Here is a 14,803-nt window from a genome sequence, read left to right as displayed (position 1 = left end):
TGTGCTCAGCTTCTCTCCACCTCTTCCATAGTGAAGCATTCGATCACATCGCCTTCCTTGATATCATTGTAATTCTCTATCCCGATACCGCACTCGTAGCCCTGAGCCACTTCTCTGACATCATCTTTGAATCTCTTGAGAGACGATATCTTTCCTTCATGGATCACTATACCATCCCTCACGAGACGTATCTGTTCGTTTCTCACTATCTTTCCATCGGTGACATATCCACCGCCTACTATGCCTACGCCCGGTACCTTGAAGGTATCTCTTATCTCTACTGTTCCCAGTATCACTTCTTTGAATTCAGGATCAAGCATACCCTTCATGGCGTTTTCCACATCATCGATTATATCGTAGATGACTCTGTATGTCCTTATCTGTACGCCTTCACGCTCCGCTATAGTGCTGACGGCGGAGCTTGGTCTCACGTTGAATCCGATTATTATCGAATCAGATGTCCCAGCCAGCATTATATCCGATTCGTTGACTGCACCTACTCCCGTATGGACTATGTTCACCCTCACCTGATCATTGGAAAGCTTCTCCAGCGACGAAACGATAGCGCCTACCGAACCCTGCACGTCTCCCTTGACGATGAGGTTCAGTTCTTTTACTTCGCCTTCCTGAATCTGACTGAACAGCTCTTCAAGTGTAGTGCTGGAATTTCTGGCCAGTACTTCTTCTCTGAGTTTCAGTTGCCTGTTCTCAGCGATCTCTCTGGCCAGCCTGTCATCCTTGACAGCATTGAACACGTCGCCTGCGTGAGGCACCTCTGTAAGTCCCAGCACCTCGACAGCCGTCGCGGGGCCGGCCTGTTTCAATGTCTCGCCCTTGGAATTGGTCATCCTCCTTATTTTACCGGAGCACGTTCCCGCGACGATACTCATCCCTGCCTTCAAAGTCCCGTTGAGCACCAGCAGGCTGGCGATAGGGCCTTTGGCCTTGTCGAGACGAGCCTCCAGTACTGTTCCCAGAGCCAGTCTGTTAGGATTTGCCTTCAGTTCAAGCACTTCTGCCTGCAGCAGTATCATTTCCAAAAGGTTTACGATACCTTCGCCTGTCTTGGCCGATACGGGAACGCTTATCACGTCTCCTCCCCAGTCTTCTACCAGTACGCCATTATTTGCCAGATCGGATTTTACCACATCCGGATTAGCTCCCGGTTTATCGATCTTGTTTATAGCCACTATCATAGGGACTCCGGCCGCCTTGGCATGGCTGATGGACTCCAGAGTCTGCGGCTTCACACTGTCATCGGCAGCTACGACCAGTACAGCGATATCCGTCGCATGAGCTCCTCTGGCTCTCATGGCAGTGAACGCCTCATGTCCCGGTGTATCGAGGAAAACTATCTTCTGTCCGTTTATCTCTACTTCCGACGCACCTATATGCTGAGTGATGCCGCCTGACTCTTGTGCCGTGACATTGGTCTTCCTGATGGCGTCCAGCAACGACGTCTTTCCGTGATCGACGTGACCCATTACTGTGATGATAGGTGCTCTAGGTCTGAGATCTTCCTCCTTATCCTCGAAGTTTTCTATGCCTTCTTCCTCGACCTCTTCTTTCACGTTTCCTATGGCGACCTGTATCCCCATCTCATCAGCCAGCAGTACTACCGTATCCTCGTCCAGATTCTGATTTATATTGGCCATGACGCCCATCTTCATCAGTGTCATGATGATCTGCGATACCGTCGTCTTTGTCTGTTCAGCGAATCCCGCTACTGTAATAGGGACGTTGATGAGGACCGTTCCTACCGGCAGTGGAGCAGCTTCGATCTCAGGTTCCGGAGCCGGTTTCGGCTTGTTGTGTTTCTTGTTTCGCACTTGCTTTTCCAAAGACCTGGCCGGTTTCATCTTCTTTCCGCCGCCTCTTTCCAGCTTGGAGAATTTATCATGCTCCTTATCCCTGTCCCTGTTCTTCTTATCAGATCTGTGGGAACCAGGTTTCTGAGCCATGACTTCAGATGCTCCGCTGTCCTTCCTTGCTGCCGGACGCTGCGATCTCTCCTGGCGCTCGTTCCTGTCACCTCTGTCGTTTCTTCTGTCCTGCGGCCTTCCGCCATGCTTTCTGTCACTGTTTCTCCTGTCACCGCGTCTCTTTCCGTCATCACCTTTCTGGGAAGCCCTCTGTTCTTCCTTCTTCTTTTCAGCTTCCCGTCTGGCTGCCTCTCGTCTGGCGGCGGCTTCCTCTTCCTCGCGCTTCACATCTTCCGCCTTCTTGATGACCTTGAGCCTGCTCTGTCTTCTCGGCGCTTCCGTCCTCTTCGGCTCTGCTTTTTCCGCAGCCGGTTTAGCGGTCGGTTTTGCTGCCGATCCGGCCTCCGCGACTTTTGTCTCCGCCGCTTTTTTCTCCACAGGTTTCTCCTGCGCCGGTGCCGGTTTCCTTTCGCCGACCGGCTTTTTCTCTTCCGGTTTGACGGCGGCCTTCTTTTCAGCTTGCTTCTTTTCAGCCTGCTCCTTAGCAAGGCGCTCCTCCAGCATCGCTTTCGATACGACCGGCTTTCCTTCAGGCGGTTTCATCCTGCTCTCTACTTCCTTTGATACGATCGGCTTGCCTACAGGCGGTTTTGCCGTCGATTTCTTCGTGGAGGATTTTGCTGCTGCCTTGGCTGATTTCTTCACCTCGGGAAGCTTGATATTGGCGGCCTTTACAGTCACTTTCGGTTCTCCGTCCTTCTTATCGCTCTCGGATTTCTTATTCCTCACTCTCACTACCTTGGTTTCCGCGTGGGCGCCGCTTTTCGTGATCGTATTCTTCACTGCTGTCGCATCGATGTCCGACAGCTCGTCGTTCTCATTGGTCACTGCGATACCCATAGATTTGGCTTTTTCAAGAACTTCCCCGCCGGTAAGACTCAACTCGGTCGCCAATTCCTTTATCTTCATAAGCACTTCCTCCTTTTATTCTGTCTCTCCCTTTATCTCATCCAAAATAACTTTCGCAAAATTATCGTCACATATGGCAAATACGCTTCTGCCCGACTCTCCCACGATATGTGAAAGCTCTTCGCCTCTACCGTATTTCACATGTTTTACACCGTGTTTCCTGATTTCCTTCATCATCTTCTTTTCGCTGTTTTCGGAGATGTCCTCCGCCAGGATGACCAGTTTCACCTTTCCTCTGCTGAGCCCAAATGAGCAGGTATTTATCCCCGACATCAGATTCCCCGACTTCTTGGCGAAACCAAGATAACTATCTATTTTCTTTTTCATAGCCCTCCAGTTCTCCGAACAGCGCATCCAGTCTTTCTTCGCTTATGGCAATGCCGAAATTTCTCTGAAGAGCTCTCTTCTTCCTGGCCTTCTCCATACATTCTCTATCAGGACACATATAAACGCCCCGTCCTTTCGCCTTGCCTGCGGGATCGATGGATATCTCCCCTTCGTAGCAAGCTATCCTTATCATGCTGTTCTTCGGCTTGGACTCCATACAGCCTACGCATCTTCTCATGGGGATCTTCTTATTCTTCAAGTTCATCGCCCCTGTCTTCACTCATATCTTCATCTTCTGATACTTCTTCGTCAGTCTCGGCATCGACGTCCTCTGCTGCCTCCTCTTCGCCCTCTTCACCGGCGTCATCAGCATACTCATCATCAACATATTCTATGCCATATTCGTCTGCATCATCATCTACATATTCTATACCGTCTTCGATATATTCCTCCTCATCCTCCGGAGCATCGAAGTACTGACTGTGACTTTTTATATCTATCTTCCAGCCGCACAGCCTGGCTGCCAGCCTTACATTCTGTCCGGACTTTCCAATGGCCAACGAAAGCTGATAGTCCGGCACCACAACCGTAGCCGCCTTTTCCTCCTCATCTACCATGACTTCTTCCACCTTGGCAGGACTGAGGACGTTCTTTATGAGGACTTTCGGATCATCGTCCCACGTGGTTATATCTATCTTTTCCCCGAAAAGCTCGTCGACGATATTCTTTACACGGGATCCTCCCGTCCCGACACACGCTCCTACAGGATCCACATTCTCATCCTCCGTATAAACAGCTATCTTCGTCCTGGATCCGGCCTCTCTGGCTATGCTCTTTATCACCACAGTCCCATCCTCTATCTCCGGCACCTCCAGCTCAAAAAGCTTCTCTACGAAACCCGGGTGGGTCCTCGAAAGGAATATCTGCGGTCCTTTAGTACTTTTTCGCACATCCATGATATATGCCTTTATCCTGTCGTTGACCTTGTATCTTTCCCCTGACGCCCTCTCGCCGGCCACCAGGATGCCTTCCGTATTGCCCATATTTACAAAGATGGTCTCGTTGCTTATCCGCTGTACCACGCCTGTGATCAACTCACCCTGCCTGTCGATATAATTGTCGAATACGATCCCTCTCTCCGCTTCTCTTATCCGCTGCACCACCACCTGTTTGGCAGTCTGCGCCGCTATCCGTCCAAAATCTTTCGGTGTGACACGATACTCGACCACATCTCCCACCTGATATCTTGGATCTATTTCCAGAGCCTCGTCGATGGAGATCTGAGTGAATTCGTCCTCCACCTCTTCCACCACGTCTCTCCTCATCAGCACATCCACGTCGCCTTCCTCTCTGTCGATGTTCACCCTGACGTTCTGCGCCGTGCCGTAGTTCTTCTTATATGCTGAAACGAGCGCCGATTCTATGGCCTCTATGAGGACATCCTTGGATATCCCCTTTTCTCTTACCAGATCGTCGATAGCGTTTATAAACTCCTTGTTCATTTTTCTCACATCCTCCTAAATCTATATCAAAACAACCAAGTTGGCTTTTGCGATCTCATCCAGCGGCAGCTTCCATTCCCTGCCATCGTGGTCTGTGACCGATACGATGCCGTTGTCGTCTATGCCTCCCAGCACGCCCTGTATCCTCTTCTTTCCGTCTTTACCCTTGTAGAGCCTGATCTCAACTTCGCTTCCCGCATACCTTTCATAATGCTCCGGTCTGAGCAGCTTTCTGTCCATCCCCGGTGAGGACACTTCCAAATAGTAATTCTGCTGTATCAAGTCCTCCTCATCCAGCCTGTCGCTCAGAAATCTGCTGACCTTTTCGCAATCCTCTGTTCCTATATATTCGTCCTTCGCAGGTCTGTCAACGTACACCCTCAGGAACCAGTCCCTGCCTTCCTTGATGAATTCACAGTTATAGAGCTCGTAGCCTTCCTGATCCATGAATTCCGCCAGCAGTTCCTCCACCGCATCGGTTATCTTTTTCTTCGACATAAAAATCTCTCTTTCGCTCTCCATCGGGCAATCGCTTTCCTGCCCGTTCACAAAAGTAAAGAGTGGGTGAACACCCACTCTTACTAAAGCCATTAGTCATATCATTGTTATATTATCATACTATCATTGAAATTTCAAGGGTTTTTATCATATTATTTTACAGACATCCACCCATTTCTCATACCCTGTCGTCTTTTCCAGCTCCTCAAGACTCATTCCGATAGCGCTGTTGGAGCTTCCACATGCGGGATATACTTTTTCCAGCCGTTTAAGCGACTCGTCCAGATATACGATAACTCCATCATTTATTCCAAATGGACATACACCGCCTACGGCATGTCCTATAAGCCCTTCCACTTTATCGAAAGGAAGCATCTTGGCCTTTGTAGCGAATTCCGCCTTGTACTTCCTGTTATCCACTTTGCAGTCGCCTGCCGCCACTATGAGCGCAGGGGTCTCCCCCACCATGAAAGACAGCGTCTTCGCTATTTCACACTCCTGACAATCCAGCGCTTTTGCTGCCTCCGCCACCGTAGCTGACGAAACATCGAATTCCATTATCCTGTCGTCAAGACCGAAGCCTTTCAGATATTCTTTTGCCTTTTCCAATGACATATCAGTTCTCCTTCCCGTTTCCATTTGTGTCAAATTTCTTTCTAAGAGCCTTCTCCGTCGGTACGATAGGTGCCAATAACGGTATCATCTGCAAGAACAGGACTGTCAGCCCTATGTTTTCCATCCTGTCGCCATCCAGACCCGATACTGCCATCCAGCTCAATACCACACCGGTCAGGATCAGTACAGGTATCCCGATCAGTAGCCACAGTCTTCCAAAATACTGATGAGCGAAACGCCACGTTTTCTCGTTCTTCATGGACATCCTGGTCCTGTATCCGAAAGCGCCGTTTATGATCCTCGGCGGTCGCTTGACGAAAAGCAGCCCGATACCAACCATTATCACCGGTATCAGCATGTCCGACACCATCATGAGCACTGTATCCCACGACATTTCCCTTACCTCACTTTCATCCCGCTTCCCTTCGGCCTGCTCCTATTATACCATCTGCTCCGGCAGAAATAAACGGGAAAAGGCAGTGAACCTTCCAGGGCCTCCTCTGACAGCGTTTCCCGCCCTTACCGCAATCGAATTTCAGGGGTGGATGTGCCGAAAGTGGCGTCGCGAGAACGCTTTTTCGGCATTCTCTCATGACCAGCCTTGCAAAATCCGTGGTGAATCAAATGATGGTTGCCGAATATCGTTATCCTCTTGAAAATCCGGCACGCCCGACATGATGGCTTGCCGGATTTTTAAATCTGACCCGGAATCCGGCACGCTTGACACGGCCTCTTGCCGAATTTTTTGTATAAGTTGATTATCCGGCAACTATTTATAAATATATTCCATATATAACATTCCATCTCTGCTGCAACTGCAGTTCGTTACTGTTTCGGCTGCCGGATTTCTTCTTTATAGCGTATATCCGGCACGAAGTTGCGTCAGCGCTGCCGAATTTATGACTTTTTCTTAAAATGCGGCAAATTTAGCTGTAAATCGCAAGAGAAGGTGATTGTCTATTGTACAAACTACATATGTTCCATCCTGCCTCCTGTATGCATAGTCACCCACACGATAAGAGCCATTAAAAAAGAGGGCGGCTTCATTTTATCATATCAAATTTATTTCTTAGAATAGAAATTCCTTTTTCGGTGATTTGGCAATTATTTTTTCGGCATTTTGGCATGGTACTGATGTGAACACTTATGGCTTGCTGAAACTTTCACAACCGCTGTCCTTCCTGTCGCTCCGCCCGAAGAAAGAATATGGCCGCCTTGTACTTTCCCGGCGGCTCAACTATAATAAATATATAGAAGGAGGTAGAAAAATGAACGATATCATAAACGCAATGGAGACAAGGCGAAGTGTCAGAAACTACAAACCTGACATGATACCTGAAGAAACCATAAGGAAAATATGCGAAGCAGGGACTTACGCGGCGTCGGGAAAGGGCAACCAATCTCCCATAATCATCGCCGTAACCGACAAGGCGCTCCGGGACAAACTTTCCAGAATGAACGCGAAAATAATGGGGACCGATATCGACCCATTCTACGGCGCGCCGGTAGTGCTGGTAGTACTGGCTGACAGAAAATTCCCGACATACATCTACGATGGCAGTCTGGTCATCGGCAATCTGATGCTGGCTGCTCACAGCGAGGGCATCGGCAGCTGCTGGATACACCGGGCCAAGGAAGAATTCCAGTCGGAGGAAGGAAAAGAGATACTGAAATCCCTGGGTATAGAAGGCGACTACGAAGGTATCGGTCACTGCGTGCTGGGATATGTCGACTGTCCACAGCCTGAGGCCGCACCCAGAAAGGAAAACTACGTTTACTACGTGTAACTTCCGCTTTCCATATATAAAGCAGCAGCCGCGTCAGACTCCTGACGCGGCTGTGATCGTATAAACAGACGAAAGCCTCATGACCATTCATGCTTCTCATCTTATCCAAACAGGCTTATCTGCGCCGTCTCCGGCAATCCATCCAAAACTCCGTGCTGCCTCATCTCATCCAGCGCGGTCCTGTTTATCTTGCCACGCTCACTGACATCTTCCACAGTCTCATAAGGCCGTTTCCTGTACTCTTCTTCGAAGTAAGTCGCCGCCCCCTCGCCAACGCCTGTGATAGCGACGAATGGCAGCAGCACCTTCCCCTCATATGACAGGAACCTGAGGCTGTCGGATATCCCCAGCCTGGCCGGAGCGAACTCATAACCTCTGGAACACATCTCATAGGCTACTTCCAGGACAGGCAATTCGTCCTCTTCCTTCTTGGAAGCATCCTGCCCCTTCCTGATTATCTCGTCCATCCTGGATTCTATAGCTTCTATTCCCCGCAATATTACTTTTTCGTCGAAATAAGCCACCTTAGCCGTGAAATACACGGCGTAGAATTCCACAGGATGATATACTTTGTAATAAGCGATCCTGTTGGACATCATCACATAGGCGACGGCATGAGCCCTCGGGAACATGTATTTAATCTTCTTGCAGGACTCTATGTACCAGTCAGGGACATCGTTGGCCCGCATCAGTTCCTCCTGCTCCGGCGTAAGGCCCTTGCCCTTACGTACCTTCTCCATTATAGTGAACGCATCCTTGTTTGGAACCCCTTTGAGCCGCAAGTAATTCATGATATCGTCTCTGGTAGAAATGGCGTCCTTCATGGTAGCTGTCCCGTTGGTTATCAGTTCCTGAGCGTTACCCAGCCACACGTCGGTGCCATGGGAAAACCCGGATATCCTGACCAGATCGGCAAAGGCTTCCGGTTTCGTATCGTCCAGCATCTGGCGGACAAACTTTGTGCCGAATTCCGGTATGCCGTAGCTTCCATGCGTGAATCTGTAATCAGGGTTCTTTATGTCCAGACCTTCTATGCCGTTGAAGATGGTCATCACTTTATCGTCCTTTATAGGCACCTTGGTCGGATCCACTCCGGTCATGTCCTGCAGCTGCCTTATCATTGACGGGGCATCATGACCCAGTATATCCAGTTTCAGCAGGTTCTGGTCTATGGAGTGATAGTCGAAATGAGTGGTTATTATATCTGACTTTACATCATTAGCCGGATGCTGGACAGGACAAAACTCATATATCTCGTGGCCCTCCGGTACGATGATGATGCCGCCGGGATGCTGCCCTGACGTTTTCCTGACTCCTTCGCAGCAGGATGTGAGCCGATCCATTTCGAATCTGTTGACATTGATCCCTCTTTCTTCGAAGTACTTAGCCACATATCCAAAGGCCGTCTTGTCCTTGATGGTACCGATGGTCCCGGCTTTAAAGACGTTCCTCTCTCCGAATATCTCCTCCACGTATTTCTGCGCAGTCCCCTGATATTCTCCGGCAAAGTTAAGGTCTATGTCCGGTTCCTTGTTGGCCTCGAAGCCCAGAAAAGTCTCGAATGGTATGGTGAAGCCTTCCTTGTTATAAGGAGTGCCGCACTCCGGGCACACCTTATCCGGCATATCCACACCGCAATCGTACTTCTCGTTGTCTCCCCACTCCAGATGTTTGCAGTTAGGACAGAGATAATGAGGCGGCAGCGGGTTCACCTCGGTGATCCCCGACATTGTGGCTGCGAAAGAAGACCCTACTGAACCTCGCGAACCTACCAGATATCCGTCAGCCAGCGATTTTTTCACCAGCATCTCAGCCGATCTGTACATCACCGCGTAGCCATTATCTATGATAGAGTTAAGTTCCTTGTCCAGCCGCGCCCTTATCTCCTCCGGCAGCGGCGAGCCATACATGGCGGCGGCCCTCTCTTCGCATGCCTTTCTCAGATCTTCCTCCGCGCCCGCTATCTTCGGCGGGAACTTTCCTTCGGGTACAGGCATCATAGGCTCTATCATGTCGGCTATCCTGTTGGTGTTCTCAACGACCACCTCGTATGCCTTTTCCTCGCCCAGGTACATGAATTCCTCCATCATCTCCTGAGTCGTCCTGAAATAGAGGCCTTTGTCACCTTCCACGTCCTTAAATCCCTGACCTGCCATCAGTATCCTTCTGTACAAAGCCTCCTCTTCGTCGAAGTAATGGGCGTCACAGGTGGCCACTACCGGTTTGCCGTAACGCTCACCCAACGCTATTATCTTCCTATTGTTCTCCTTCAGCTCCTCTTCATTTTTTACAAGGCCATTTTCGATGAGGAACTTGTTATTGATGAGCGGCTGTATCTCCAGATAATCATAGAAATCGACAAGGCGCTTCAGCTCATCCTCGCTTTCCCCGTTGAGTATGGCTCTGTATATCTCACCGGCCTCGCAGGCGGAGCCTATGATAAGACCTTCCCTGTGCTGCTGCAGGACCGACTTTGGTATCCTCGGCTTTTTATAGAAATATTCCAGATGTGATATGGAAACCAGCTTGTACAGGTTCTTCAGTCCTTCCCTGTTCCTGGCGAATATTATCACATGATTGGTCCCCCTCCCCTTGTAATCTATCGTGCCATCTTCCCTTATCAGATCCTTGTCTTCAAGCAGATAACCCTCGCAGCCGTACAGTATCTTGATATCCTTTGCCGCGTGTGAGGCATCAGGAAATGCCTGGACGACACCGTGATCCGTGATGGCAACAGCCCTGTGGCCCCACTTTTCAGCAGTCTTTATCATATGCTTTATATCGTTGAGACCATCCATAGCGCTCATTTTCGTATGGGCATGAAGTTCCACACGTTTCTCAGGATATGTGTCCACCCGTTCATTTTTCTCAGTTTTCTCTATACTATCGGCCATTATTGTAACGCAGTTATCGTACCTGTCCCACTGAGCCATTCCCTGTATCCGGATCCCGTCTCCTTTTGACAGATGTGTGTCTATATCCTCCCACTTCTCATTGAGTACGAATGCCTTGACACATATACTTGTCAGCTTATCGGTAATATAAAGACTTACCAGCTTGCTGTCGCTTCTGGTCGTCCTGCTATCCTTTCTGAACAGCTCTCCCTCTATTCTCACGATACCGCTCTCCGAAGTCACCTCTCCGATAGACGTAAGTACCCCCGAGATCGGGTTTCCCATTATAAGATTTCCCTTAACAGGTGTGTACGCTTTCTTTCGTCTGCCTTTGAACCCTTTGCCTCCACTGCCTCCAGCGGACTGCGACGGAAACGACCTGGAATTCTCGACTGATGGAGATGCTCCCGGAGTGGCAGCGTGATCCTGTCTGTCGCTCCGCATCACAGCCGCACGTTCCTGATGCTCCTCGAACACTGAACGTTCTTTCTCTTCCATCTTTCTTCCCAAATCCCTGTACTCCTGGCTGTCGTTCTCGAACCTTACGCTGATATCCTCCTTCAGATCCCGCTTCAACAGCATCTGGAATTTCCCGGCGACATCCCTGTTGAGGATCTCCACCGACAGCTCACCCAGAGCGTATATCACCAGCTGATTTTCCTCCAGACGCCACTTGTCTCTGTATATGGTCTTGGTCACATGAGCGTACCGCCCGTTGACCAGCGCTATCATATGCTCTATGTAAGCGCCGATGGCTTCGTCCCTGCTCTGTATCAATCCGTCATAGGACAGCCTGATCGATATATCCTTTATTTCCGGAAGCCGTCCTTGAAGAGTCCGCTTGAATCTGTCTATGGTCTCATATGGCAACACGAAATTGAGCTCTGCCTCCAGCTCCAATACTCCCGTTTCCCTGGACAGCACAGCTCTCTTCATCTCAAACTTTATATCATCCTTCGAATACCCTTCCAGTTTCGAAAAATCAATGGAATTTTCCAGTATCTCTCTCATATGCCTCCGCCATCTTCACTATCTCATCCGCGATGTCTTCTTCCTTCACCGTCTTCACTATCTGTCCTCCTGTAAAGAGGACTCCTTTTCCCTTGCCGCAGGCCACCCCTATATCTGAACCTTTGGCCTCTCCGGGACCATTGACCACGCAGCCCATCACAGCGATCCTCAGATGCCTGCTTATCCTGTCTCTCAGCACCTCGGTCCGCCGCTCTATCTCATCGGCTATGGCCTGCAGATCCACCTCGGTCCTTCCGCAGGTAGGGCAGGATATGATCTCTATTTTTTCCCGCCGCATCCCCACAGCCGCCAGTATCTTCTTGGCCAGCAGCACCTCTTCCACCGGATCTGCCGTCAAGGATACTCTCATAGTGTTCCCTATCCCTGAAAGCAGCAGCGCCCCGATACCCGCTGCCGATTTTACCTTGCCCATTTCCAGTGTTCCTGCCTCTGTCACTCCTATATGGAGAGGATAATCGGATCTTTCGTCTACCAGCCTGTAAGCATCGAAGTTCATCTTCACGTCAGATGATTTCAGGGAGATGACTATGTCATCGAAGTCATACTTTTCCAGCAGCGCCACATTCCTCAATGCGCTTTCCGCCAGTCCTTCGGCTGTCACACGCCCGTACTTTTCCAGGATATCCTTTTCCAGAGAGCCTGAATTGACGCCGACCCTTATAGGAACACCGCACCTCCTGGCCATCTTCACAATCTGGCGTACACCTTCTTCCGAGCCAATGTTGCCGGGATTTATCCTTATCTTGTCGGCACCCGACTCCATGGCCGCCAGAGCCAGACTGTAATCGAAATGTATATCTGCCACCACCGGTATACGCGCCTTGTTCTTTATCTCCTTCAACGCCTCCGCCGCGTCCATATCCGGCACAGCCACCCGGACTATCTGACAACCCACTTCCTCCAGCGATCTTATCTGCTCTACGGTGGCCACGATATCGGATGTTTTCGTATTTGTCATGGACTGTATGGAAACAGGGCTTTCTCCGCCTATTTCCACATCACCGCATAAAACGCTCTTTTTCATGATAATATCACGTCTTCCTTTCCCCGATGATCGGCGCCCTGCACTCCTATGAGAACAACGGGACGATGAATCTCACGATATCGTTCCACGTGACGTAGACCATCAGCGCCATCAGCAACACGATGCCGATGAAGTGTATCTTTCCCTCCATCTCATCAGTGACCTTCTTTCCCGTTATCTTCCTTATCAGCAGGAACAACAGCCTTCCTCCGTCGAGGGCCGGGAACGGCAACATGTTCATCACCGCCAGGTTAAGGCTCAGCAGCGCCGACAGATATACGACATATATCACTCCGGCTCTCGCCGTGTCGTTGACCATGTATACTATACCTACAGGGCCGCTCAATTCCTGGGTAGACACCTGCCCGGTGATGAGCTGCTTGATGATGTCATACATCATCACCGTCATCTCACCGGTGTTCTTCACGCCATCGCCTATGGCCGTGAACAGATTGTGACTCACTCTGGCGCTTATCCCGACCATAGCTCTGCCTGCCTCTTCATTGTATTCAGGCTGAGTCGAAAACGTCGCTTCCCGTCCATCCCGCATGACTGTTATATCGGTTTCCGCGCCTTCTCCGGCTCCTATCAGCGATAATATCTCTTCCCAGTCGTCGATCTTCTCTCCATTGACAGCTACGATCTCATCTCCTGCCTGAAGTCCTGCTTCATATGCCGGAGAATCGGTCTGGACTTCATCTATCACTGTAGTAGCCTGGCCTGACCAGAAAGCGATGATTATCATCAGTATCACTGCCGTCAGCAGGTTCATGAAAGCCCCTGCCGCCAGCACGATAGCCCTCTGCCATGCCGGCTTATTATTGAATGCCCGCTCGTCCTCCGAATCCTCGTCTTCTCCTTCCATGGCACAGAATCCACCTATAGGAAGTATCCTCAGTGAATAGAGCGTCTCACCTCTCTGCCGTTTGAAAAAGGCCGGCCCCATCCCTATTGAAAATTCGTTGACCTTGACACCGCAGGCTTTAGCTGCGATGAAATGTCCGAACTCGTGAACGAATATCAGCACACAGAATATCAAAATGGCGTATATTATCGTCATCAGTCTCCTCCACTCAGATCATTTTCCTCATTTTATCTCTTATCTTCATATCTTCTTCCAATATCCCCTCTATATCCATATGGTATTTAGGCACATGCTCCTCCATGACCCTCACCAGCATATCTTGTATGTCTACGAACCTTATCTTTCCCGACAGAAACATTTCCACAAGGATCTCGTTGGCTCCATTGAGCGCCACAGGACAGCTTCCACCTCTGCGGCATGCCTCATAAGCCAGATCCACCGTCCTGAACACGTCCCTGTCAAGCTTATAGAACGTCATCCCTTCACCTAACGCTGTCAGATCCAGCCCCGGCTCTTCCTTCGGGGCTTCCAGTCTGTCAGGATATGAAAGCGCATATGCGATAGGCACCCTCATGTCCGGGTCTCCCATCTGTCCTATGACGCTGCCATCTCTGTACTCTACCGCCGAATGAAGGATGCTCTGAGGATGGACCACTACTTCTATCTTCTCCACAGGGATGTCAAAAAGCCATCTGGCCTCTATCACTTCCAGCCCCTTATTCATCATCGTCGCCGAATCTATCGTTATCTTTTTTCCCATGGACCAGTTAGGGTGAGCCAGCGCCTGCTCCAGCGTGACATGTTCCAGCTGACTGCGGCTGCAGCCTCTGAAAGGCCCGCCTGATGCTGTCAATATCACTCTCTTCACTTTCCTGACATCATTGCCCTGCAGGCATTGAAAAATAGCGCTATGCTCGCTGTCCACCGGCAAAAAAGCCACACCTCTGCGCTTCACGGCTTCCATCACCAGCTGACCGCCTACCACCAGCGTCTCCTTATTGGCGAAAGCTATATCCTTACCGGCTTCTATCGCTGCCATGGTAGGCTCCAGCCCCTTCATGCCCATCAGAGAATTGATGACCATATCGCACCCTTCCATAGATGCGATGGCTTTCAGGCCCTCGTCGCCACAGAAGACCTCCACCTTCGGGAATTCTCCCGCCAGTTCTGACGCGTCTCTCTCGCAGGCCACGCACACTGCTTCCGGTCTGAAATCAGCTATCTGCTGCCTCAGCAGCCCTACGTTCTTTTCACAGGAAAGAGCCGCCACAGAAAATGCGGCTCTGTTTCTCGATATCACATCGAGAGCCTGAGTCCCTATCGATCCCGTACTCCCCAAAATCGAAATCCTTTTCATAAATATAAGCC

General features: G+C 50.2%; 12 protein-coding genes. 1 reads left to right on the top strand and 11 read right to left on the bottom strand.

Translation table 11 applies throughout. The annotated features are described in order from the left end of the window. Positions 1-5: 5 nt before the first annotated feature. The 7 genes from infB to ACQY69_RS00805 all read right to left on the bottom strand — a co-directional run bounded on the left by infB (position 6) and on the right by ACQY69_RS00805 (position 6,227). Positions 6-2,891 carry a translation initiation factor IF-2 gene (infB, locus tag ACQY69_RS00835; protein WP_428257812.1) on the bottom strand — a complete coding sequence of 962 codons (2,886 nt, stop codon included), beginning with the start codon at positions 2,889-2,891 and terminating at the stop codon, positions 6-8. Between the two features lie 15 nt (positions 2,892-2,906). Continuing rightward, positions 2,907-3,218, bottom strand: a complete 312-nt coding sequence (locus tag ACQY69_RS00830; RefSeq protein ID WP_428257810.1) for a L7Ae/L30e/S12e/Gadd45 family ribosomal protein — start codon at positions 3,216-3,218, stop codon at positions 2,907-2,909. After that, on the bottom strand, positions 3,199-3,483 hold the full coding sequence (gene rnpM / locus ACQY69_RS00825; RefSeq protein WP_428257808.1) for an RNase P modulator RnpM: 285 nt from the start codon (positions 3,481-3,483) through the stop codon (positions 3,199-3,201). Before rnpM ends, ACQY69_RS00830 begins: the two co-directional genes overlap by 20 nt. Beyond that, positions 3,467-4,720 carry a transcription termination factor NusA gene (gene nusA / locus ACQY69_RS00820; RefSeq protein ID WP_428257806.1) on the bottom strand — a complete coding sequence of 418 codons (1,254 nt, stop codon included), beginning with the start codon at positions 4,718-4,720 and terminating at the stop codon, positions 3,467-3,469. The genes rnpM and nusA overlap by 17 nt, the downstream gene beginning before the upstream one ends. Positions 4,721-4,741: 21 nt before the next feature. Then, complete coding sequence (gene rimP, locus ACQY69_RS00815) at positions 4,742-5,218, bottom strand: ribosome maturation factor RimP (RefSeq protein WP_428257804.1); 477 nt, start codon at positions 5,216-5,218, stop codon at positions 4,742-4,744. Between the two features lie 147 nt (positions 5,219-5,365). Continuing rightward, positions 5,366-5,833: a YbaK/EbsC family protein gene (locus tag ACQY69_RS00810; RefSeq protein ID WP_428257802.1), complete on the bottom strand. Its 468-nt coding sequence runs from the start codon at positions 5,831-5,833 to the stop codon at positions 5,366-5,368. A gap of 1 nt (position 5,834) precedes the next feature. Continuing rightward, entirely contained in the window at positions 5,835-6,227 is a 393-nt protein-coding gene (locus ACQY69_RS00805) for an SdpI family protein (RefSeq protein ID WP_428257800.1), read from the bottom strand. A gap of 874 nt (positions 6,228-7,101) precedes the next feature. On the opposite strand from ACQY69_RS00805, the gene ACQY69_RS00800 reads away from it, so the two are divergent. Next, positions 7,102-7,620 carry a nitroreductase gene (locus ACQY69_RS00800; RefSeq protein ID WP_428257798.1) on the top strand — a complete coding sequence of 173 codons (519 nt, stop codon included), beginning with the start codon at positions 7,102-7,104 and terminating at the stop codon, positions 7,618-7,620. Between the two features lie 101 nt (positions 7,621-7,721). Here the strand turns inward: ACQY69_RS00800 and ACQY69_RS00795 are convergent, their stop codons facing one another. From ACQY69_RS00795 to dxr, 4 genes are read right to left on the bottom strand one after another with little or no spacing between them, the layout of a single operon-like run. After that, positions 7,722-11,525 (bottom strand): PolC-type DNA polymerase III, encoded by a 3,804-nt coding sequence (locus tag ACQY69_RS00795; protein ID WP_428257797.1) that lies wholly within the window; start codon positions 11,523-11,525, stop codon positions 7,722-7,724. Beyond that, positions 11,497-12,573 carry a flavodoxin-dependent (E)-4-hydroxy-3-methylbut-2-enyl-diphosphate synthase gene (gene ispG, locus ACQY69_RS00790; RefSeq protein WP_428260983.1) on the bottom strand — a complete coding sequence of 359 codons (1,077 nt, stop codon included), beginning with the start codon at positions 12,571-12,573 and terminating at the stop codon, positions 11,497-11,499. The genes ACQY69_RS00795 and ispG overlap by 29 nt, the downstream gene beginning before the upstream one ends. A gap of 43 nt (positions 12,574-12,616) precedes the next feature. Next, on the bottom strand, positions 12,617-13,630 hold the full coding sequence (rseP, locus tag ACQY69_RS00785; protein WP_428257795.1) for an RIP metalloprotease RseP: 1,014 nt from the start codon (positions 13,628-13,630) through the stop codon (positions 12,617-12,619). Between the two features lie 13 nt (positions 13,631-13,643). Beyond that, a complete protein-coding gene (gene dxr, locus ACQY69_RS00780; protein ID WP_428257794.1) occupies positions 13,644-14,792 on the bottom strand; it encodes a 1-deoxy-D-xylulose-5-phosphate reductoisomerase in 1,149 nt (382 codons plus the stop codon). Between the last annotated feature and the right edge of the window lie 11 nt (positions 14,793-14,803).

It is taken from the genome of Gallibacter sp. Marseille-QA0791, assembly GCF_965119705.1.
Lineage (GTDB): Bacteria > Bacillota > Clostridia > Peptostreptococcales > Anaerovoracaceae > Lentihominibacter > Lentihominibacter excrementipullorum.
Note: the sequence above shows the minus strand (reverse complement) of the source record. Positions and strands in the feature narration are given on the sequence as shown.

Bases quoted from the DNA above. Each gene is read 5' to 3' on its own strand.
- ACQY69_RS00805 (WP_428257800.1), bottom strand. From the start codon at position 6,227: ATGTCGTGGGATACAGTGCTCATGATGGTGTCGGACATGCTGATACCG.
- nusA (WP_428257806.1), bottom strand. From the start codon at position 4,720: ATGAACAAGGAGTTTATAAACGCTATCGACGATCTGGTAAGAGAAAAG.
- rimP (WP_428257804.1), bottom strand. From the start codon at position 5,218: ATGTCGAAGAAAAAGATAACCGATGCGGTGGAGGAACTGCTGGCGGAA.
- rnpM (WP_428257808.1), bottom strand. From the start codon at position 3,483: ATGAACTTGAAGAATAAGAAGATCCCCATGAGAAGATGCGTAGGCTGT.
- infB (WP_428257812.1), bottom strand. From the start codon at position 2,891: ATGAAGATAAAGGAATTGGCGACCGAGTTGAGTCTTACCGGCGGGGAA.
- ACQY69_RS00830 (WP_428257810.1), bottom strand. From the start codon at position 3,218: ATGAAAAAGAAAATAGATAGTTATCTTGGTTTCGCCAAGAAGTCGGGG.
- ACQY69_RS00810 (WP_428257802.1), bottom strand. From the start codon at position 5,833: ATGTCATTGGAAAAGGCAAAAGAATATCTGAAAGGCTTCGGTCTTGAC.
- ACQY69_RS00795 (WP_428257797.1), bottom strand. From the start codon at position 11,525: ATGAGAGAGATACTGGAAAATTCCATTGATTTTTCGAAACTGGAAGGG.
- rseP (WP_428257795.1), bottom strand. From the start codon at position 13,630: ATGACGATAATATACGCCATTTTGATATTCTGTGTGCTGATATTCGTT.
- dxr (WP_428257794.1), bottom strand. From the start codon at position 14,792: ATGAAAAGGATTTCGATTTTGGGGAGTACGGGATCGATAGGGACTCAG.
- ACQY69_RS00800 (WP_428257798.1), top strand. From the start codon at position 7,102: ATGAACGATATCATAAACGCAATGGAGACAAGGCGAAGTGTCAGAAAC.